This is a genomic window from Pseudoalteromonas sp. Z1A2, assembly GCF_011378755.1.
GTDB lineage: Bacteria > Pseudomonadota > Gammaproteobacteria > Enterobacterales > Alteromonadaceae > Pseudoalteromonas > Pseudoalteromonas distincta.
On the sequence record NZ_WTKX01000030.1, the window covers coordinates 26,430 to 47,543 of the forward strand.

Here is a 21,114-nt window from a genome sequence, read left to right on the forward strand (position 1 = left end):
ATTGGGTTTTTGAAAAGCCTGCATATATTTGTAAAATATGCAGACTTCGATTTAGTTACTCTTAGGTGTATTTAAACGTTGGCTATGTATTCGTGCGCTTTTAAAACATCGAGCGGCACTATTTCTAATGATTTTTTATTTGTAGCCTCAAGCACCACTGGTGGCGCAACGTTTGCTGAAATAGCATGAAGCCATCTTACTGCACACAAGCACCATTTATCACCGGCTTTTAAACCTTCGAAATCGTAAAGAGGGTTCGGGCTTATTAAATCGTTACCTTGTGATTTTGAAAATTGTAAAAATTCATCAGTCATAATTGCACACACACTGTGATTGCCAAGATCTGATTCTGGTACATAACAAAACCCTTCACGTGTGTAGCCACCATTACCGCAACATAGTTTTAAGCGTGTGCCGAGTACATTAAATTGATTCGCCATGAAATACCTTAATTTGTGGTGTTTAATAAATTTACTCTAACAGGAGTAACTCGCTTGAGATAGCTATAAAACTTAAAAGAGGGAAGGGCTACACAAACTTAAGCCCGCAGCAAATTGCGGGCTTAGTATTGTTTATTATTTAATACGCAGCGCCATACAATCGCTATGACCGTTTATGATCATGCTTTTATCAACACGCACGCCACCACCAGAGTATTTACCGGCGGCTGTAAAACTACATATTTGTACAAAGTAGTCGTCTACTTTAGGCAGTGCAAATAGTTGTTGGTATATTTGGTCTTGCTCTGCAAAGTGCCCCATTGTTTTTTCTATAACTTGCTGCTGCTCATCAATAAGTTGAATATTAGCGCCACAGCGTCCTACTATTGGTTTAACTACATAACCGGATTGTAATAACTCGTCGTTAAGCTCAAACGCGGTATTAAGTAAATATTTATGATTAGGGAATAAGCTCCACAGTATTGGCAAAATAGCCTTGTTACTTGGAATTAATGTCCACAGCGGTTCAAACACCATGACATTTTTACGCAGTAATACATCGACTAAGCGCGGCGTTTCACCAGCTTTGAATTGTGGTTCAAAGTTATCACCTAATGATTGGTCGGCTTCGCATTCTTCACGAATTTGATCAAGTGCGGTTTCCCACGACCACGTTTTCCATACATAACTCAGTTGTGCGCCATCAGTATCTACTATGTTGCCTGACTCATTCCAGCAAAGTGTGCTTAAGCCAATTACTAACTTACATTCAAAGCCTGCGGCTTCAATAGCTTCTTTCATAAATAATGCGTGGTAATGTTCTTCTGGTTCATCATCTTGCAGAATATGAACAAGACCTTTTACCTCACTTTTACGCCATGCTTTTACGAGATCTTTAAATAAATTTTGGCCTGCATCTACACCTGTTTTAACGCCAAAGTGTTTTGCCCATTTACCCTGAACTTTGCCGCTTTCCATGTAACACGATGCCGAATCGCAATTGTATTCGTAAACTTTTAAACCTGCTGCTGTTAAGGCAAAGTCAAACCGGCTGGTAATTAATTGGTTTAAGCGGTTATCCCACGATTGGCGAATTTTATTAAGCACAACATCGGGTAAATTAAACTTTTCTAATAACTCAGGGTGCTGCAATACATAGTCGGTTGCATGCATAAATAAGCCATGCAGCTCATTTGTTGCATGCTCAATGCTTTGCTGCGCCGTTTGAGATATTGCAAAGTAATTATGCTGATCCTCATCTACGGATGTAAGTTTATGGCCTTGCATCATTTCTACGTAGGCAGCTTCATCGTCATTCGCAATATTTAACCATGACTTGTTTGCTTGGCCTGTATCTGCTGCTTTATGGGCTTCTATAGTAAATAAGTCAGTGTTTAGCTCAAACGTTGGCTCAGCATATTCTGTTTCATCAGTTTGTGTCATCCAACCTAAAATAGTGGCGTCGCTGTAAGAGCACTCAATCCAATAGTCGCCATCTTTAGTTACTTTTGCTTTTAGTTCACGGCACCAGTTTTGATTTGTTGGCCATATTTGATGCCCTACATTTTGCTCAGCAAGACGTATTTTATCTTCATGCACTTCAACAATGACAGCAACATGACCTGTTTCTTCAAACTCGCCGCCTTCTTCCCATATAAGTAAACTACCTACTTGAGGGTGATGTTTAGCACCATTTTTAAACGCGTTTAGTGGCAATCTGTTTTGGCTATTTACATCGCGCACTGAACGCAGCTCAAAAATATCGTAAGCCATGGCTATGTCATCAAAAATATAACCATGATTGAGGTACATCCATCTACGGGCAAATTCAACGCATTGCCATTTATAGCCCATGTAAATACCGTCTAGGTAACTACGATAGGCGCTACGATTAGGATAAATGCTTTCATCAGCCGTATCATAATCAGATGAGTAAACAGCAACATTACCAGGTGCATAACCTAATAAAGTACCAAAATCACTAGCAGAAGATTTCATAAACAAAGATGTTCAAAATAAGGTGTGATAATTTGCTGACTATATGAGCCAAACTGCGTTATGGCAAGATATAAAATATGCTTTTACGAAGGGGGATAAGTAAAAAATTACTCATTCATTAAAGAGTGGAAAGATGGGAGAGTACTCTTACTAATAGTATAAGGTTTGGTACCTTTTGACTTTTAGCTGGTTGAAAGTTAGCAATATTTTTGACGTAATTATTACTGTTTAAATCTCAACTAAAAAATGGAGAAGCTATAGGTAACTTCTCCACTTTTATTATTCATATTTAGTGTTTTTTATAATATGTAAAGCAGGTTAACGCGCTGCTAAATCATTTCAGCATCTATATGGCGTATTAGGTTTGATACCCAATTAACATATTGGCGGTGAATTTTTTTGCCGTTGTAGTTTAAGTTAATAGAGTCTTTATAGTTGATTGAGTATGCCGTTTTGTCATACGCAATATCGACAGTTAATTGATGTGTGCGAATATCCAGTACACCTTTTATTTTACCTTCACTCAAAGGCGTACACTTCCAACCAAGCTGAATACATGCCTTTAGAATACCTTTTTCTACGTCAGCTTCACTGTTGGTAATTGTTGATGTTTGCGGAATAGGGTTTTGTTCAAAGTCTCTTACTGCAACAGATGTTGAACAACCAGCAAGTACAGTAAGTGCTACCGCTGTAACTAAAATTGAGTAATTTTTCATAATAATCCTTTGTTTTAATTTCATCCAATTGTGATGTCTCGCCAATATATGCGCGCTTAGGTGAGATTATCGGTAAATTGATAGATGAGTGCCAGCAATAATTAGAAAATTAAGAGAGTTAACCGAGGGTTATCTCGGGTATTAGCTTTATTTATGAACTAGTTAAAGTTTAATTATTTAAGCTATAAACCAAGGGGTAAAGCAAAATTATGTGTTGAAAGATTTACATGAGCGATGACATGTTTTGAGGGGAACGCTCTTTCGTTATGTTTTAAAATACTCCTATATCCGTACTTTAGTTAATTTTTTGTTAAACTATTGCGTTTGGCATAGCAAAACTAGCTAAAAGTTTTAAAACAGGAAAAACAATGGAAGACATAATAAACAACATTGATATTAATCAATATTTACCCGCTGCAATTACGTGGGCAACCAACATATTACTAGCAATTGCAATTTTACTTGCGGGCTTATGGTTAGCGGGCAAAGTACGCAATTTAATTATTGGCTTGTGTCATAAATACACTCATCTTGACGATACGCTTTTTCGCTTTTTAGGCAGCATGGCTCGCTACATCATATTAGCGTTCGTTATTATTGCTGTGTTAAATCGCTTTGGTGTACAAACAGCCTCTATTATTGCTTTACTCGGTGCTGCGGGACTTGCTATAGGCTTGGCGTTACAAGGTGCAATGTCGAACCTTGCCGCAGGCGTTATGTTGCTAATATTTAGACCTTATAAAGTGAATGACTTTATTGAGGCTGCAGGGCGTTTTGGTAAAGTAACAGAAGTAGATATGTTTACTACTATTTTACAAACGTTCGATAATAAACAGGTTATTATACCAAATAGTCAAATTTGGGGCGCGCAAATTATAAACCATTCACATCATCCAATTCGTGGTGTAGATATGCATTTTGGTGTTGCTTACGGTGAAGATACAACGGTTGTACGTAAAGTTATAGATGGGGTACTTGCAGCGCACCCACATATACTAAAAGATCCAGCTCCTTTTGTTGAAGTAGAAACACTTAACAACAGCTCAGTAGACTTTTTAGTAAGGCCATTTTGTAAGGGCGAGCATTACTTCGATATTCTTTACACTGTGCCAGAGTTAATTAAAAAAGCACTTGATGACAACAACATTGAAATACCTTTCCCACATCGTAAAGTTATTTTAGTTAACGAGAATAAAGATTAACTAAATTTAAAAATGCATAAACCTAAGAGCACTTTTAAGTGCTCTTTTTTGTGTGAAAAAGTTACATACCTGTGTAACTTTTTCTTTTATAAATCATCTCAAATACTACATTGTTATCTGTACAGCCCTTTTTTACTAGGTTGGATGGCTGGTCTTTATTTTGCATTTGCATAGTCGCTTTTAGCTTTAAAGCTCATAAAAACTATTGACCCATTAAATCAAACTGTATGAAGGACTAAACATGGCTGAATCATTTAAATACTCAGGTAATAAAGGGCATGGCGGCGAATTGCATCAAAAAGCGTCGGATGAACACCCTACCATGACCACCGCGCAGGGCTGCCCTGTAAGTGACGATCAAAACTCATTACGTGCGGGCAAACGTGGCCCCGGATTATTAGAAGATCACATAATGCGCGAGAAGATCTTTCACTTTGATCATGAACGCATTCCTGAGCGTGTAGTGCACGCTAGAGGCTATGGTGCACACGGATATTTTGAAACTTACGACACGCTTGAAGATTTAACCTGTGCAGATATTTTTCAGCGAAAAGGTGAAAAAACGCCTGTGTTTACTCGCTTCTCTACGGTTGCAGGTAATAAAGGATCACCAGATTTAGCACGTGATGTACGCGGTTTTGCGGTAAAATTTTATACCCAAGAAGGAAACTGGGATTTAGTGGGTAACAATATACCGGTATTCTTTATTCAGGATGCAATGAAGTTTCCTGATTTAATTCATAGCGCTAAAGCCGAGCCTGATCGTGGTTTTCCGCAGGCGCAAACAGCACATGATAACTTTTGGGACTTTGTGAGTTTGTCACCTGAGTCAATGCACATGGTTATGTGGGCAATGTCTGATAGAGCTATTCCACGCTCTTTACGCTTTATGGAAGGTTTTGGTGTTCATACCTTTAAATTTATTAATGCCAAAGGTGATGAAAAATTTGTTAAATTTCATTGGAAACCAAAAGGCGGAATGCAATCTGTAGTATGGAACGAAGCACTTAAGCTAAACGGCGCGGACCCTGATTTTCATCGCAGAGACATGTGGGAATCTATTGGCAACGGCGACTTCCCTGAGTGGGAACTAGGTGTACAGGTGTTTGATCAGCAATTTGCTGATCAATTTGAATTTGATGTTTTTGATGCCACCAAGCTTATACCTGAAGAGCAAGTACCAGTGCAAATTGTTGGTCGTATGGTGCTTGACCGTGTTGTAGACAACTTTTTTGCAGAAACAGAGCAAGTAGCATTTTGTACTCAAAACATTGTACCGGGGCTCGACTTTACACCTGACCCGCTACTGCAAGGTCGTAACTTTTCATACTTAGATACCCAAACCAAGCGTTTAGGTGGTCCTAACTTTACGCATATTCCGGTCAATGCGCCTAAATGTCCAATGCGTCATTTTCAGCAAGATGGCCACATGGCAATGCACAATCCAAAAGGGCGTGTTAATTATGAGCCAAACTCATGGAGCGGCGACGAAAACAACCCGCGCGAATGCCCAGTACATGGCTTTAAAAGCTCAAAGGAACCTGAAGTAAACGGCGGTGATAAACTGCGTTATCGCTCAGAAACATTCAGCGATCATTACAGTCAAGCTCGTCAATTTTATTTAAGTCAAACAGAGGTAGAGCAGGCGCATATTCAATCTGCGTACGTGTTTGAGCTGTCTAAAGTTGAGCATTTGCCAATACGAGAACGTTTGGTATCGCACTTGTTAAATATTGACGAAACCCTCGCAAATAAAGTTGCCGAAGGACTTGGCTTGCAAGAAATGCCAGATCCGGCAGAAGCTGCAATGCCAACACGTAAAGACTTACCTGTATCTGATGCGTTAAGTATTTTGAAAAATGCGCCCAACACCTTCAAAGGCCGTAAATTAGGTATTTTAGTAAGTGATGGCTTTAATGCAGAAATTTTTGAATCGGTTACCAATGCACTTAAAAGTGAAGGTGCAAACTTTGAAATTATTGCCCCGCAAGTTGGCGGTGCTAAATGCAGTAAAGGTAAACACTTTAAAGCTGATCAGGTTATTAATGGTGGTCCATCGGTTTTATACGATGCGGTACTTGTACTCACCACCGAAGATGGAGCTGAAAAACTAGCTGCCATAGCAGAAGCTAAAGACTTTGTAAGTGATGCGTATGCACATATGAAATTTATAGGCTTTACAAATGAGGCTAAGCCTTTATTTAAAGCGGCAGGCCTTGATGGAAAAGTAGATGATGGTTGGATAGATTTAGAGGCACATTCAGCCGATAAATTTATAAATACATTGCGTAATTTAAGATATTGGGAGCGTTAGTAAGCTCAATAATTAAAAAACCACAGCATGTAATTGTTGTGGTTTTTTTTAGCTCACCTAGTTAAGGTATTAGTTCAAGCCAACAATAAATATTGGATATATTATGAAGCTTAATGGCGCTTGTCACTGTGGCAAAGTGGTATTTACGGTCAACTCAAAACACCCTTATCCTTACAATTTATGTTACTGCTCTATATGCCGTAAAACCGCAGGGAGTGGCGGGTTTGTTATTAATTTAAACGCGCAATACAGCACGCTTGAGGTTACAGGGCGTGAACACATAACTATTTATCATGCAAAAATAGGCGATAAAATCAGCCCTGCAGAGCGTCATTTTTGTAAGCATTGTAGTGCTAACTTGTGGTTATACGATGCACGTTGGCCTGAGCAAGTTCATCCCTTTGCTGGTGCAATAGATAGTGAGTTACCCATACCGCCAGAGCGCACTCATTTAATGCTTGGTAGTAAAGCAAATTGGGTAAATGCGCCCATTAATGAAGGTGACAAGCAGTTTGAAGAATACCCTGATGAAAGTATTGCTGCTTGGCATAAGCGTTTAAACCTCGAAAAGTAACGCAATTTTTTGTATGAGCTAAGCTTAAATTTAGGGGCAATTAAACGCATATTTAGTTAATTAAATATTAAAAATCACCGCGTAAGTAAAGGAGAATATTATGGCAGTCTCAGCAATACCAAAAGGGTTTCATTCCGTTACACCTTATTTAATTATGAATGACGCACAAAAAGCGATAGATTTTTATTGTGATGCATTTAGTGCTGAACACGTAATGCAGATGCCTTTACCTGATGGTGGAATAGCCCATGCAGAAATAATAATTGGTGATTCGCATATTATGCTTTCAGATAATGGTTCTGAAGAGCATTTAAAAACCCCAAAAGAACTCGGTGGTACAGCGCTAAGCCTTATGCTTTATGTTGAAGATGTTGATACCGTGTTTAAAAAAGCAATTGAGCTTGGTGCAACAGAAATAAGACCCGTACATGATCAGTTTTATGGTGATAGGACCGGCACACTACAAGACCCATTTGGTCATATATGGATCATTGGTACACATAAAGAAGATGTTAGTGACGAAGAGTTAAACAATCGAATTGGGAATATAACAAATCAAGAGCAAGACGCATAACTCGCATGCTAATTAGATTTATGTACCTTTCTAATTACATTGATGGCTTTAATGGAAGGCTTGTAGCTTTTGCTTCAGCTTAACTAGGTTTTACCTTGTTATCGACACGGTTTTCTTACCTAAAAGTAGCTCACTTAGTAAAGCGAAGTGGTATAGATTACTAGTTAAATTTTAGGCATAAAAAAACCTCAGCCAATAATTAGCTGAGGTTCAAAAAGTGGTACCAGCGGCCGGACTCGAACCGGCACTCCTTTCGGAAGGGGATTTTGAATCCCCCATGTCTACCAATTTCATCACGCTGGCATAATTTTTCTTTAATCTTTTAAGCATAAAAAGATAAAGAAAAACCACTTAAAATAAAAAGGATACTTATATACCTCTTATTCTGTATCCGCATTATACAAACAAAAGAGGGGGCGGCAAGCCTTTTCTTTTATTTGCATAAACAACTGGTTGATAATTAATCGTTTATAGCAAGGAGACTCCATCGGTGAATTTTTTAAGTCTTTTTGGGCTGATATATAAAGCGAATATTTTGGGTTATGAGTACTATTAAACTGTTATGCGATTGAATAAATAAGCAATTGAACTATTGATAATAGTGAATCGTATTATAATAATTATTCCTGCTTTATGCCGATTTTGCGCTTGATTCAGGTATTATTTGTACAACAAGGTTTTTAAGACATTAATTATGACCCAATTAAGTGCCAAACAGAACATTCAATCGATTGTTAAAGCTATTAAGGCAGAAGAAGCATTACTTCGTCAAAAATACCCATTACTTGAACATCAAAATACCTTAGGGTTAATTATTTTATTGCTGTCGCTTAGCGCATTAATTGGTGTTGGTGTTTTATATTATTTAGCCCTAATACCTGCTTGGGTGTGTATAGTGCTTGCGGCTATTGCTGCGTCTATTTCCCATGAGTTAGAGCACGACCTTATACATAAACAATACTTTAGCAATCAGCCTTTCATGCATAACTTAATGATGTTAGCAGTATGGTTAATGCGGCCAAATACTATTAGCCCATGGTACCGACGTAAAATGCATTTACACCATCACAAAACCTCAGGCACACAACAAGACCTAGAAGAACGCTTGGTGGGAAACGGTATTAAAAATCCATTTTTACGTGCGCTAGTTATTGTAGATGGGTTATTAGGGCTAATTATTTCTACTAAACGTTTTAGAAAAGAAATTAATGGCTTTAGTTTTTCGAGTGTTTTTAATGCGGGATTTCCGATAGCGACTGCGTATTTTGCTGTTTTATATAGCGTTATTTTATTTCATATTGTTGATTTATTTATACCACTTTCGCTAAATTCACCTAGTTGGTTGTTAAGTACAATGGATGTGTTTGAATTTTTAATGGTTGTGCTCATTGTGCCTAATATTATTCGTTCAAGTTCGCTTAATTTTGTTACCTCAAGCATGCATTACTATGGTGGCGTTAATAACATACTTGAACAAACTCATGTACTAACGAGTCGTTTATTTATGCCGTTTCACTTATTTTGTTTTAACTTTGGTAAAACGCATACCATTCATCATTTTGTGCCAAATCAGCCGTTTTATTTACGCCAAATGCTAAGTAAAAAAATACTTAAAGTAATGGCGCAGCACAACGTGCGCTTTAATGATTTTGACAGCATTAAAAATGCGAATGCTTATAAATAATTACCTCCAACATTAGGAGGTTCTACATTGCTATTCTTATTTTATAGTTTGAATAGCGATTATGTACCAAGCCCATTACCCGTGAATTTACTCTATCCATCGCAACGTTTATTAAGCCCAACTGTCCGCGCTTTGGTGGACTATTTAGTGCCATTTTTAAATCAACAAAAGCAAAAGTGGTAGGCTTAATTAGCGCTAAAACTTTAAACTAAAAATAGATAAAACCAGTGAAAAGTGAAGTGGCCCTTCATAGTTGAGCATCTAGCTTAAATGGGATTGATTATTGTAGAGCCTTCAGTAATAGTGGTTATAGAGCAAACTAATTATGTTCTCAATAATACATAAGGGTTCGTGCTCATCAATATTATAAAACCAATAAATATAATAAGGACAAACAGGATGAAAAAATCACTAATTTCAATAGCGTTGGGCTTTGCTGCCCTTAGTGCGTTTAATGCCAATGCAAACATTGATCAGCAAGTTAAAAAGATAGAGCAACAGGTTATTGATTGGCGACGTGATTTTCATCAAAACCCTGAGCTTGGAAATCGCGAAACCCGCACAGCAGGTATTGTCGCTAAGCACTTAAAGTCGCTGGGTATGGAAGTACAAACAGGGATTGCTTATACAGGTGTTGTGGGGCTATTAAAAGGTGCAAAGCCTGGCCCGACAGTAATGCTACGCGCAGATATGGACGCGCTGCCAGTTACTGAAAAAGCAGATGTTGATTTTAAATCAACTAAAACCACCAATTACCGTGGTGTAGATGTAGGCATAATGCATGCTTGTGGGCACGACACGCACGTGGCTATGCTAATGGGCGCTGCACAAGTGCTTGCAAACATGAAGGATGAGCTACACGGTAATATTATGTTTGTATTTCAGCCTGCAGAAGAAGGCGCACCTGAGGGGGAAGAGGGGGGCGCTGAGTTAATGCTTAAAGAAGGCATATTTAAACAATACAAACCAGAAGCTGCTTTTGGGTTACACATAACATCTAGTTTGCACAGCGGTAAAATTGGCTATAGAAGTGGCCCAGCAATGGCCAGTGCAGACCGGTTTGAAATAACAGTACATGGCAAGCAGGCACACGGCTCTGCACCGTGGACTGGGGTTGACCCCATTGCCGCAGCTGCGCAAATAGTAACAGGCGTAAATCATATTGTTAGTCGCCAAATCAACATTACCAAAGAGCCTGCTATTGTCTCGTTTGGTAAGATAGCGGGTGGGGTACGTAATAATATTATTCCTGAAGAAGTCGAAATGGTAGGTACAATTCGTAACTTTGATATGGATAACCGAGCACAAATATTTGAAAAAATAAAAACCACAGCCACGCACATTGCTAAATCGTCAGGTGCAACTGCAGAGGTACACATTCACGAAGGTTATCCGGTAACGATTAATAACCCAAAGTTAACTGCGCAAATGTTACCTAGCCTTAAAAAAGCAGCAGGTAATGAAAACGTAGTTGAAATGGGAAAAATAACCGGCGCAGAAGACTTTTCGTTTTACGCATTAGAAGTGCCGAGTGTATTTGTATTTTTAGGCGGCACACCAAGTGAGCAAGATTTAAATACAGTGGCTAGTAATCACTCACCTTATTTTTATGCCGACGAATCATCGTTTAAAGTAGGCACTAAGGCGCTCAGCCTGTTAGCTGTTGATTATTTAAACGCACATAAAAGATAGCTTAAACAGACCACGTTACGCTATTAGCTTAACGTGGTATTGCTGTTTTATTTAAAACATCGGATCATGTTTTTAGCACTTGCTCAACTTTTAAAAAATCACTCTCAAAAATTAAAAATCTAACCGAACATACAAATGAACCGGCGAGCAGTTTTTTATATTTTAAAAATAATGAATCGATATTGCCGGTCTTATATCTCGATTCAATCTTCATAAGCATTAAGGATTTAAATAATGGAAATTACTGGAAGCTGTTACTGTGGTGAAATTAAATACCAAGCAAAGTCTCAAAATAACAACGCACTTGTTTGCCATTGTAGCGATTGCCAACGTATGTCGAGCGGCCCATTTAGAGCAGTCATAATTGCAGAGCCAAATTCGGTCGTGTTTACCCAAGGTGAGCCAAAAGAGTTTGTTAAAACAGCGCAAAGTGGTAACAAGCGTGCGCAAGGTTTTTGTGGCACATGTGGTACAACACTTTATGCAACTAACGAAGCTAAAGCTGACCGTGTATATGGCTTGCGTATTGGTGCAGTTGATCAGCGTGATCAGTTTACGCCAACAGCACAAATTTGGGCTAAATCAACATTGAGCTGGTTGAGCGGCTTACACGAAGTACCTGCGTTTGATACAACCCCACAAAACTAGTTATTTGGGGTTATCAGTATTACTTTTTTAGTAAGCGGTTTGAAATTTATTTAACCAAATGACTGTCTACTTATAAGTCAGTCATTTGGAGAATAATATGTGTAGTTCACCTAAAAGCAGCCGAGCAGTGAAAAAAACAGCCATTAGTTTTAATGATGAGCTTACTCAAGAGCAGCGCTTGCGTTTTACTGCAAAAGCTAATTTAGCACAAGAGCGCCGCGAACAGCGCGAAGTAACGAATAAACGCTATGAGCAAAAGCACGCGAGTAGTAAACCTTCGTCTGGTTTATTTTCGTGGTTACAGCAGCTAGTTAGCTGATTTAGCTAAAGTGGTGTTTTTACCACTGCCCAAACCACATAAAGCACACAGTACTCCGGCAATAGCGCACAACCACAATGGCGCACTCCAACTGCCTGTTGTAGTGTGTAATGCACCAGCTAGCATAGGACCAATAGCCGCGAGCAAATAACCTACGCTTTGCGACATACCTGAAAGCGACGCTGCTTGTTGCGAATCGTCAGTTCGTAAACTAATAAACGACAGCCCCAATATAAAACATGCCCCAGAGCAAAAGCCCAGCATTAGGGTCCAAACAAAAGCAAAGCTAGGCATGTAAAGCAGCCCCAATGCACTGAGTGCACTCAACATGGCTAAAATAAAGCTAAGCGCGCTTTGATCTTTTAATTTGGCAAGTAACGGAATTAATATTAAACCCGGTAATGCAGTCGCTATTTGAAAAGCACCATGATAAGCACCTGCTTGGGTAGCTGAGTGACCGGTTTCGGTTAATATGCTTGGTAACCACGTAATAATTATATAATTTAAAAACGAGTTTAAGCCCAGCAGTAGGGTAATTTGCCATGCTAGTAAATAACGCCATACACTTTTTGACGTGTCAGTGTGTTGAGCAATACTCGCGGGTTTTGTGTGCTTACTTAATTGCGACATCCATACAATAATGCTCGCCAAAGTAATAAGAGCTGATGAGCCCAGCGCAAGTTGCCATCCTAATCCGTTTAACTGACTAAGCGGAAATACTAAAGTAGAAAACCCACCCGACACCACGCCCATAGTAAGCACGTAGGCTGAGGTCATTAACGCAACCTTTGCAGGGAAGTCGCGCTTAATTAAACTTGGTAATAATACGTTTGCGATGGCAATGCCCACACCAATAATAGCGGTACCTACAAAAAGCATGGCTGAGGTATTTATTACCCGCGCTGCAACCCCTGCAAGTATAAATAACAAAGCCACAAACAAGGTGCGCTCTAACCCTTGCTTTTTAGCAAGAGTTGCCGCCATTGGCGATGCAACCGCGAAGGCAATGAGTGGCAGTGTTGTTAAAAAACCAGCTTGCGATGCGCTAAGCCCAAAGTGATTAATAATTTGTTCAAGCACAGGTGCAATACCTGTAAATGTGGCGCGTAAATTTGCGGCAATAAGTAATATGCCAAGCACAAGTAATATGCCAGCAAAGCGTGATTTAGGTGTGTTATTTAACAAAAGGGAAGACCATTAAAGCTAATACTTAATGGGCGCTAGTATAAAGGCTTAGTAAAAACTATAATTTAGAGATAATGACATTAAATAACTAAAAACAGACAAAACTATGTTTGATGCAATTGGTTGGGACGACATTAAAAATTTTGAAACTATGGCGCAGCCCATAATAGCCAAAATAGAGCATGCCCATGCAAGTCACGAAATACCACTACATACCCATCCAAAAGGGCAATTAATTTTAGCGCTGCATGGGTATGTAACGTGTGAAGTATCGGCCAAAATGTGGATGGTGCCCACGCACAGTGCAATTTGGATCCCAGCACAAAAGGTGCATAGCAATAGGGCGTCTGATAACGCGCAGCTTTGTCATTTATTTATTGATAGTAGTAAAAACGGTATGCCGCTAAATACCTGTACGTTAGCTATTACGCCGTTGGTTAAAGAGCTAATGTGTGAGTTGGCTGGGCATAATCAGCACTATACTTTAAATAGTAAAACAGCGCGTTTAGCGCAGGTGTTATTTGATCAACTTATTGATATGCCCGTACAACCACTGGATTTTGTATTATCTAAAAACGAGGTAATTCAAACCATGAGCGATCAGCTTATAAACAAGCCAAACAACCGAAAAACACTACCACAATGGGCTAAGCAGTTTGCATTAACTGAGCGCACATTAGCGCGGTTAATTAAAAAAGAAACCGGTATGACATTTGGAAAATGGCGTACGCAATTGCATATAATTACAGCCTTAAAAGCGCTTTCTGATAAGCAAAGTGTGCAGCAGGTGTCGGAGTTATTAGGGTATGAGTCGGTGAGTGCATTTATTACTATGTTTAAAAAGGTAATGAAAAAGTCGCCCATGAAATACATGAGCGATTTAAATCAGCTTAGCCTTTAAATAAGCATTACCACGTATAAGTTGCCGAAAGCATCGCGTTACGAGGCCTACCCGGGAAGTATCTGTCGCCGGTAAAACTGGTGTAATCGGCGCGCTCTGCATAGGCCTCATCAGTTAAGTTAATAATACGAGCAAGTAGCTCAAGATTACTAGTAACTTGCCACTGTGCGCGTAGGCTTAAAACATCATGCCCTTGGTATTTATTTAAGTTTTCTGGGTCGGTGTAGTAGTTACCAACGCGGTGCCACTGCAAAGCAAATTGCGCGTTGTTTAATGCCTGCCATGTTAAATCGAGATTAGCAATATTACGCGGCGCGGTATCTATGTCGTTGCCGTTTATATTTAAACCGTTAAGTATTTGGTTGTTAGTGTAAGTATGCTTTGCGTGAGTGCCAGCAAAGTTAAGCGCAAGCGACTTAGTGAGCTGGTAGTCAAGCTCAAGCTCAATACCACGATGGCGAGAGCTGCCATTATTTACCGTAAAAAAGTCACTATCGCGGTAAATCGTATTGTGTTTACTCATAGCGTAAACCGACACGCCATAACGTAGTTTTTCGTAAATTCCTTTAATACCCAGCTCTGCGTTATTGGCTATTTCGGCGCTTAAATTTGCAGTAGTTTGCTCGCGTTGTAATTGGTATAGTTCAGCCGCTTGTGGCGCTCTGTAACCGCGAGAAAAGTTTGCATAAAGCGTGTTATTTGTATTGTACTGATAACTAACCCCAAGCTTTGGCGATAGATTACTAAAACTATTTTCCCCACTCTCAGGGCGGCTGTATCGGCAGCCACCAAAGCCGCATTCTGTGCCATCGTCTTTTGTTCTACCTGCTAGCATATTATTGGTGTAGTCGTACTGCATATGCTCGTAGCGCACACCTGCGGTAAGTAACCATTTATTTAATTGCCAATCAACCGATGCAAAAGGGGCATAAAGCGTGGCGTTTACATCGTAATCGTAATGCTTACCTTGTGGTACTGTAGCAACTAAAAATGCAGAACCTTGAGTGGGCTCGTTTTGGCTTTGAGTAAAGTCGGCTTGCGCGTATTCGCCATCAAGCCCTAGGTTTATTTTTATATTACTTTGTAAATTATGTTGATAAAGCGATTGTACGCCAAAACCTGTTTGGCTGTTTTTTTCAAGCGGTGTGCCGGGTAAAAAGTGCTTAAAAAAGTCCATGCTTTGGTCGCGAAAATATAACGTAGTCGAGAGCACATCATTGTTATTTAATTGCCATGTTGCATTGCTCCATGCTCTAAATGCGCGTGCTTTTCTAAATGCGTCAGGGTCAAAGTTTTTTTGCGCGAGGTCTTCGTTTTTATAGCTTTCAAAGCCTGTAATAAATCCCGCAGTTTGCTGATCAAGATTTGTATAAGTAAGGCCTGAGGTAAGTAATAAATTATTATTTGAATAGCGATGGCGAATATTTACTTTTTGTTGCTCTACGCTTTCGTCGTCGCGGTAACCGCTATCGTCGGTAACACTTGCGTTAATGCCGATACCGCTGTTGCCGTAATCTTGCCCTGCGCGTAATTTGTAGCGAGTATAACCGTACGAGCCATAATCTAAACCAACTAAGCCACCGCCTTGTGTGGTGTCGGGCGTTATTACATTAATAACACCATGCACAGCGTTTGAGCCATAAAGTGCAGAGCCAGGGCCTTTTAGTACTTCAATGCGCTGCGCCATTTCGCTGTGCGCCTCAAATAGCTCGTTTATGTTACAAAACCCAGCGGCTCTCAGTGGTATGCCATCCTCCAAAGTCAATATGCCACCACAAGCGCCAGCGCCCGAAAGTACCGGAGAGCGAAGTGCGGGTAAATACTCTTGGCCATTTCCGCGTTGAATATTAGCCCCTGCTACACGTTGCAGGGCTTCTTCAATATGGGTAGGCGCTATGCTATTTAGCTGCGCTTCGCTGAGTGTACTTATTGATAAAGGGAGTGGGGTAGATAGTGCTTCAATACGTGATGCCGTAGTTGTTATGGTTTCTATTGCATCATTGTTTTGATTATCGGCAAACGCGGTGTGGCTAATGGGTAATATCAGCGGCAAAAAATAAGGTTTCATACATTCCTTGAAAGTAATCTATATTGCATTGCCTCTATAATATGCGGTTTTAATATGCATTTAAACTTGTTGCGTTAAAGCGTACGTAACCTATAAACCCGATACGTAATTGATAAAACAAAACAAGCCACAGCAGGAAATACCAAAGCCAGCACTAAGTAATGCTTAAATAAAACGTAGCCGGTTATACCGCCTAGTAAAAAGCCTGCAATAATGAGTAAAAACATAACGCCTTTACGGATATCAAATTGCTCACCTTTAAGCGCTTTACCTAGCATTAAACCAAGGTCAGTAAAAATACCGGTTAAATGTGTCGTACGTATAACAGCACCACTGTAATTAGTTGCTAGCGCATTTTGTAACCCACACGCAGCAGACGTTAAAACAATGCCGTAAACGAATGTGTTTTTGAGTAAATAAGCACTCGCAAGTAGTAGCAATCCTTCAATAAAAAGCAAAGTGTCGTAATGACGACCAAGTTTTAATGAGCCACCAGAGAGCAAAAAGCCCGACAGTGCCGAACCCAACATAAAGCTAATAATTATTGAAAGTAGCAATAAAGCAGCACTGGGATTAGTTATTGCTTTAATACCAAGAAAAGTAACAGAGCCAGATACATGCGAAATAGCCTGGTGCTCAAATCCTAATAAGCCTACAGCGTTTACTATGCCCGCTATAAATGCGAGCGTAAACGCGCCATATTCAACCCACTTTGGTAGTTTTGTAAACATTGGTTATCTCTTAACGTGTACAGTGTTAATTATTGAGTTTGTGCTTTAAAGCGCTTTATTTGCTCATCAACTAATTTTGTATCTATTACGCTACGCTTAAAAGCAATGTAAGTAGGAAACGTAAACTCATTGAACTGCCTAGCGTATACGTTTTGATATTCCTTTGAGTACCACAAACCTGCTTGATAGTTAGTTATTGCGTATTCAACGCGATTTTTTTCTAGCAGCTCAAAAGTGTCTTTAGTTGAAAGTGAGCGAAGCAGATTATTCTCATCAAGTTTATACTTTTTAGCAATAACCTCAGGCACAGCAACACCGCGTAGCATCGCTATTGGGGTATTTGATAAATCGTCAGTGAGTAGTTTATCTTTGTTTAAAGCAAATAAACCATACTTAGTAGTATGCAAGGGCACGCTTGTAAAATCTAAATACTTTGCTCGTTCCTCTGTATTGGCCAAAGAGAAATAGCAGTCGTAGTAGCCCAGCGCCATTTCTTTTTTAACGCGCGCCCATGGCAGATGAATTACGTCAATTTTAAGATTCAAATTACGCTCAATAAAGGTTAAGTATTCAATATCTAAACCTGTGAACGTATCGCTTTTCTCATCAAATATAGTAAAAGGCGGGTAGTGAGTTGTTACGCAGCGCAAAGTCTTACTTGGCGCTGCAAGTAATAATGAAGGTAAAGTTAAAGCTAAAAACAGAAATATTGCGCGCATAAATAAAAATTCGATATCTTTTAAAATACATAAATTGAACGCCAATTATACAGTTACTGAGCTTAATTGCATTGATCTAAGTATTTTTACCTAGCGTATAAGTTAAATTTTGTGAGATATACCATGTTTAACGCAGAGCAGCAGTCACGCATTATCGAAATGGCGTGGGAAGATAGAACCCCTTTTGAGGCAATAGAGCAGTTATACGGATTAAAATACCCGCAGCTGGTGGTATTTATGCGCGAACATATTTCAAAAGGCAGTTTTAAAGTGTGGCGTAAACGCCATGCTGGTCGTAAAACAAAACACTTAAAATTACGCGATCCCGCTATTATGCGAAGCCACTGTAAAACACAATATAAACAACGTTAAATAAGTGTAAGTTGTTTCATATGATGTTCAGCCGTATTTGTTAACCTTTAGCTATTAATTACGCTAGAGATTATTTATGAGAGCACTAACATACACAACACTAATAGCATTGGCTTTATGTTCAATAAGCGCAGACGCAAAACCGCATAAAGATAAGCATGGTCATAAACACGGCCATAATAAGCATCATTCACATAAACACAACGACAATGACTACCTTTCTAAAAAAGAGGCTAAGCAGTTAATTCGCGCAGGTTGGACGCCACCAGGGCTAAGTAAAAGCTACCACAGAGGCGACTATTTAGATCGTGATTTATATAAACGAGGTAGAGTGATTGAACGCTCTAGAGATAATGGTACAGTGAGTATAGAAATAGACCGTACAGTTATCCATATGGTGCACGACACCCGAGAAATACTTTCAATTTTAAGTCGCTAAATTAACTTTATAAGGATATTAAAATGCTTATTGCGCTGGCTATAATTATTGGATTTTTTTTACTGGTTACCTTGTTGCCTATGTCGTACAGCCAGCATTACTTAGTGCGTAGCTGCGACTTTGTGCGCTTACAGGTATTTTATATTGCCAGTTTTGTAGCCGTTACATCGCTGTTTTTATTATGGCAAAGTAGCGCAATAGGCTACGTGTTTATAGCCTTAACCTCATTACTTATAATGATTTTACAAGGTAAATGGATTTACCCGTATACGTGGCTTGCTAAAAAAGAAGTGCAAAGCGCACCAAAGCATATAGACCACAGCGTACGAATTATGTCGGCAAATGTACTGATGTCGAACCATAAAAGCGAGCAGCTAATTAGCCTTGTAGATGAGCACCAACCCGACCTACTTATTACGCTTGAGAGCGATAGCTGGTGGGAAAATAAATTATCAGTCATTAAAAAAAATTACCCGTATTACATAGAATGCCCTAAAGATAATCGTTATGGCATGCACTTATACAGCAAGTTTAAAATACTCGATGCACAAATATGTGAGCTAATAGAAGAAGATATTCCCTCAATTCATATTTTGTTTGAAAACGATGAAGGCCTGCAAATGCAAGGTCACTTTATTCACCCCGCACCACCAAGCCCGACCGAAGAAGACTCATCGCGCCCGCGCGACTCTGAGCTAATAATGGTGGCTAAAGCACTTAAAAACCCAACACGACCTACCATAGTTGCCGGTGATTTAAACGACGTAGCATGGTCGCGTAGCACCCGTTTGTTTATGCAAATAAGTGGCTTTTTAGACCCTCGAAAAGGCCGTGGTTTTTATAACACCTTTCATGCAAGCTACTTTTTTATGCGTTGGCCGCTCGATCACTTATTTCACAGCGAAGGCTTTAAAGTAAAGCGTATTAAGCGCTTAGCTAAGTATGGCTCTGATCACTTTGCACTCCTTACTGAGCTTTCTTACGAAAACGCTAATCAGGAGTCACTAGAAGATAAACCCGAAGATCTAAAGCATGAAGAAATCCAAGAGCTTGCTATGAATAAGGCAGACAAGCGAAAAGTGCCGAGGTTTGAGGAAGAGTTATAGCTATTAGGCAGTGTAGGTCGGATAAGTGGCGAAGCCACGCCATCCGACAAAAATAATGAATTGGCTAGCAACAACACGACTACCACGTTTATGTTGTCGAGTGGCTAGAAAGTGCCATAAGCCGACTATCAGCCGTAACTCGCTTCTGCCTCAAAATGAGTTAACGTAAATACTCTATAGCTTAGCTTTGAACGAGTAGCTGTAATTGAGTTATATGGTTTTCGTTGCTACACCTACCTCTATAAATGCAATAAATATTTTAGGTGTTATTCATAATCTTCGTTCCAAGGCCTTCAAGCATAATTCTATAAAGTTCATCGTGAACAGCATGAAACTCTGAGGTGCTTTCCCCATCCCAATTATTTGATACTTTATGGTATTTTCCATGTGCTAAAAGATTACGAATCGAATATTCACCCATAGTCCGACCAACTTCTGCAGATATATCTTTGAGCCTTGTATTAAAAGCTTTTTTAGACTCTCTCTTGTCATGAAAAACGACATCAAGCAAAGATTTCAGAGATTTTTTCATATCTGTTTTCTGTGGGTTATCTGCCCACTCAATTTCAATAAATGACCAAAGACCCAAGTACCCAAGAAATGGGTCTGTACACCTCAATTCTTTCAAGTAACTAAGTTGGTTAAAACACTCATTAAATAGAGAGCGCTCAGCAATATTTTTTGCCAATAGGAAAGTGTCATCAGTATCTTCTAACAAAAGCTTACGAATCGTATACCTTGTCTCTTGTAAAGTAGGATTTGGGGGTTGCCAGTCAACGGGAACTCCATAGTCATCGATCGTAATAGTGCCGTGATTACACAGTGCAATATCGCTCTTAATCCTCATGAGCAAAACGAATAATTGGCCTACTTGATGAGAATATTCATTGTTCAGAGAAGCTTTAGGAAATACCCAAATTTTATCATTGGGAGGAAAGCCCACTGAATAAAGCATATCGACAAATACTTTCCCATATTCATTCAATGGAGATTCACCATCTCTTACACTATTAGTATTGAAAAATGAAAGGTATTCCGAATCGGTAATATCACCTTGTATATTAGAATTAATAGTTAACCAGTATGGTATCTGAGTCATCACATTACTTAAATTATTCTTTTTTAGCATCATAACAAATTTCATTCTTATCTGTGAGCTGGAACTTAATTCATTGCTAAATTTAGTAATTTATAAGAGCGTTTGGTGTCAAAGCTTGACTTCATACATTAAAAATCTTCAATGTCTGCTCATATCACAGAACCGACCTTTCTGCCTAACTCACTACTGTCCAAAAACGAGCTTACTCGACCGTCTGCTTCTCGCTCACAGCAGGCTTCAGGAAAGTGCCAATTGCGGACATTGTTAACGCTCGCCTAATACGCCTTGCACTGGCGGGCTTTTTGCGTTGCTTGCTAAAAGTGTGGCTGCCGG

20 protein-coding genes and 1 tRNA gene are annotated in these 21,114 nt (G+C 39.4%); 12 read left to right on the forward strand and 9 right to left on the reverse strand.

Annotated elements, in window-relative coordinates; all coding sequences use genetic code 11:
- Positions 1–71: 71 nt before the first annotated feature.
- The 3 genes from GQR47_RS17325 to GQR47_RS17335 all read right to left on the reverse strand — a co-directional run bounded on the left by GQR47_RS17325 (position 72) and on the right by GQR47_RS17335 (position 3,154).
- Positions 72–440 carry a DUF2237 domain-containing protein gene (locus tag GQR47_RS17325; RefSeq protein ID WP_024605487.1) on the reverse strand — a complete coding sequence of 123 codons (369 nt, stop codon included), beginning with the start codon at positions 438–440 and terminating at the stop codon, positions 72–74.
- Positions 441–575: 135 nt separating this feature from the next.
- Positions 576–2,438, reverse strand: coding sequence for a bifunctional glutathionylspermidine amidase/synthase (gss, locus tag GQR47_RS17330; protein WP_154903454.1), 1,863 nt, complete (start codon positions 2,436–2,438; stop codon positions 576–578).
- 329 nt (positions 2,439–2,767) lie between these two features.
- The gene (locus GQR47_RS17335; protein WP_154903455.1) at positions 2,768–3,154 is read right to left on the reverse strand and encodes a hypothetical protein; all 387 of its coding nucleotides are present in this window, start codon (positions 3,152–3,154) and stop codon (positions 2,768–2,770) included.
- Between the two features lie 368 nt (positions 3,155–3,522).
- Here GQR47_RS17335 and GQR47_RS17340 point away from each other — a divergent pair, with 368 nt between their 5' ends.
- From GQR47_RS17340 to GQR47_RS17355, 4 genes are all read left to right on the forward strand, one after another.
- Positions 3,523–4,356: a mechanosensitive ion channel domain-containing protein gene (locus GQR47_RS17340; protein ID WP_154903456.1), complete on the forward strand. Its 834-nt coding sequence runs from the start codon at positions 3,523–3,525 to the stop codon at positions 4,354–4,356.
- Positions 4,357–4,597: 241 nt separating this feature from the next.
- Positions 4,598–6,670, forward strand: coding sequence for a catalase (locus tag GQR47_RS17345; RefSeq protein ID WP_154903457.1), 2,073 nt, complete (start codon positions 4,598–4,600; stop codon positions 6,668–6,670).
- A gap of 103 nt (positions 6,671–6,773) precedes the next feature.
- On the forward strand, positions 6,774–7,244 hold the full coding sequence (locus GQR47_RS17350; protein WP_058154198.1) for a GFA family protein: 471 nt from the start codon (positions 6,774–6,776) through the stop codon (positions 7,242–7,244).
- A gap of 100 nt (positions 7,245–7,344) precedes the next feature.
- Entirely contained in the window at positions 7,345–7,818 is a 474-nt protein-coding gene (locus GQR47_RS17355; protein ID WP_154903458.1) for a VOC family protein, read from the forward strand.
- A 218-nt stretch (positions 7,819–8,036) separates the two neighbouring features.
- Here the strand turns inward: GQR47_RS17355 and GQR47_RS17360 are convergent.
- Positions 8,037–8,121: transfer RNA gene (locus GQR47_RS17360), tRNA-Leu, on the reverse strand.
- A 391-nt stretch (positions 8,122–8,512) separates the two neighbouring features.
- Here GQR47_RS17360 and GQR47_RS17365 point away from each other — a divergent pair.
- The 4 genes from GQR47_RS17365 to GQR47_RS17380 all read left to right on the forward strand — a co-directional run bounded on the left by GQR47_RS17365 (position 8,513) and on the right by GQR47_RS17380 (position 12,161).
- Complete coding sequence (locus tag GQR47_RS17365) at positions 8,513–9,502, forward strand: fatty acid desaturase (protein WP_154903459.1); 990 nt, start codon at positions 8,513–8,515, stop codon at positions 9,500–9,502.
- A 399-nt stretch (positions 9,503–9,901) separates the two neighbouring features.
- Positions 9,902–11,194, forward strand: a complete 1,293-nt coding sequence (locus tag GQR47_RS17370; protein ID WP_002958068.1) for an amidohydrolase — start codon at positions 9,902–9,904, stop codon at positions 11,192–11,194.
- A gap of 234 nt (positions 11,195–11,428) precedes the next feature.
- Positions 11,429–11,842 carry a GFA family protein gene (locus GQR47_RS17375; protein WP_007377055.1) on the forward strand — a complete coding sequence of 138 codons (414 nt, stop codon included), beginning with the start codon at positions 11,429–11,431 and terminating at the stop codon, positions 11,840–11,842.
- Positions 11,843–11,939: 97 nt separating this feature from the next.
- Complete coding sequence (locus tag GQR47_RS17380; protein ID WP_154903460.1) at positions 11,940–12,161, forward strand: hypothetical protein; 222 nt, start codon at positions 11,940–11,942, stop codon at positions 12,159–12,161.
- On the opposite strand, the gene GQR47_RS17385 is transcribed toward GQR47_RS17380, so the two are convergent.
- Complete coding sequence (locus GQR47_RS17385; protein WP_154903461.1) at positions 12,150–13,346, reverse strand: MFS transporter; 1,197 nt, start codon at positions 13,344–13,346, stop codon at positions 12,150–12,152. The genes GQR47_RS17380 and GQR47_RS17385 overlap by 12 nt on opposite strands.
- Positions 13,347–13,452: 106 nt before the next feature.
- On the opposite strand from GQR47_RS17385, the gene GQR47_RS17390 reads away from it, so the two are divergent.
- Complete coding sequence (locus GQR47_RS17390; RefSeq protein ID WP_154903462.1) at positions 13,453–14,247, forward strand: helix-turn-helix transcriptional regulator; 795 nt, start codon at positions 13,453–13,455, stop codon at positions 14,245–14,247.
- A 7-nt stretch (positions 14,248–14,254) separates the two neighbouring features.
- Here the strand turns inward: GQR47_RS17390 and GQR47_RS17395 are convergent, their stop codons facing one another.
- The 3 genes from GQR47_RS17395 to GQR47_RS17405 all read right to left on the reverse strand — a co-directional run bounded on the left by GQR47_RS17395 (position 14,255) and on the right by GQR47_RS17405 (position 17,765).
- On the reverse strand, positions 14,255–16,315 hold the full coding sequence (locus GQR47_RS17395; RefSeq protein WP_165724209.1) for a TonB-dependent receptor: 2,061 nt from the start codon (positions 16,313–16,315) through the stop codon (positions 14,255–14,257).
- 74 nt (positions 16,316–16,389) lie between these two features.
- On the reverse strand, positions 16,390–17,046 hold the full coding sequence (locus GQR47_RS17400) for a YoaK family protein (protein ID WP_154903464.1): 657 nt from the start codon (positions 17,044–17,046) through the stop codon (positions 16,390–16,392).
- A 29-nt stretch (positions 17,047–17,075) separates the two neighbouring features.
- Positions 17,076–17,765: a transporter substrate-binding domain-containing protein gene (locus tag GQR47_RS17405; protein ID WP_154903465.1), complete on the reverse strand. Its 690-nt coding sequence runs from the start codon at positions 17,763–17,765 to the stop codon at positions 17,076–17,078.
- 123 nt (positions 17,766–17,888) lie between these two features.
- On the opposite strand from GQR47_RS17405, the gene GQR47_RS17410 reads away from it, so the two are divergent.
- The 3 genes from GQR47_RS17410 (at position 17,889) to GQR47_RS17420 (ending at position 19,682) form a co-directional block, all read left to right on the forward strand.
- Positions 17,889–18,137 (forward strand): TIGR03643 family protein, encoded by a 249-nt coding sequence (locus GQR47_RS17410; protein ID WP_024595124.1) that lies wholly within the window; start codon positions 17,889–17,891, stop codon positions 18,135–18,137.
- 76 nt (positions 18,138–18,213) lie between these two features.
- On the forward strand, positions 18,214–18,576 hold the full coding sequence (locus tag GQR47_RS17415) for a hypothetical protein (RefSeq protein ID WP_002958080.1): 363 nt from the start codon (positions 18,214–18,216) through the stop codon (positions 18,574–18,576).
- Between the two features lie 23 nt (positions 18,577–18,599).
- A complete protein-coding gene (locus GQR47_RS17420) occupies positions 18,600–19,682 on the forward strand; it encodes an endonuclease/exonuclease/phosphatase family protein (RefSeq protein ID WP_154903466.1) in 1,083 nt (360 codons plus the stop codon).
- Positions 19,683–19,941: 259 nt separating this feature from the next.
- Here the strand turns inward: GQR47_RS17420 and GQR47_RS17425 are convergent, their stop codons facing one another.
- Positions 19,942–20,826 (reverse strand): hypothetical protein, encoded by an 885-nt coding sequence (locus GQR47_RS17425; RefSeq protein ID WP_154903467.1) that lies wholly within the window; start codon positions 20,824–20,826, stop codon positions 19,942–19,944.
- Between the last annotated feature and the right edge of the window lie 288 nt (positions 20,827–21,114).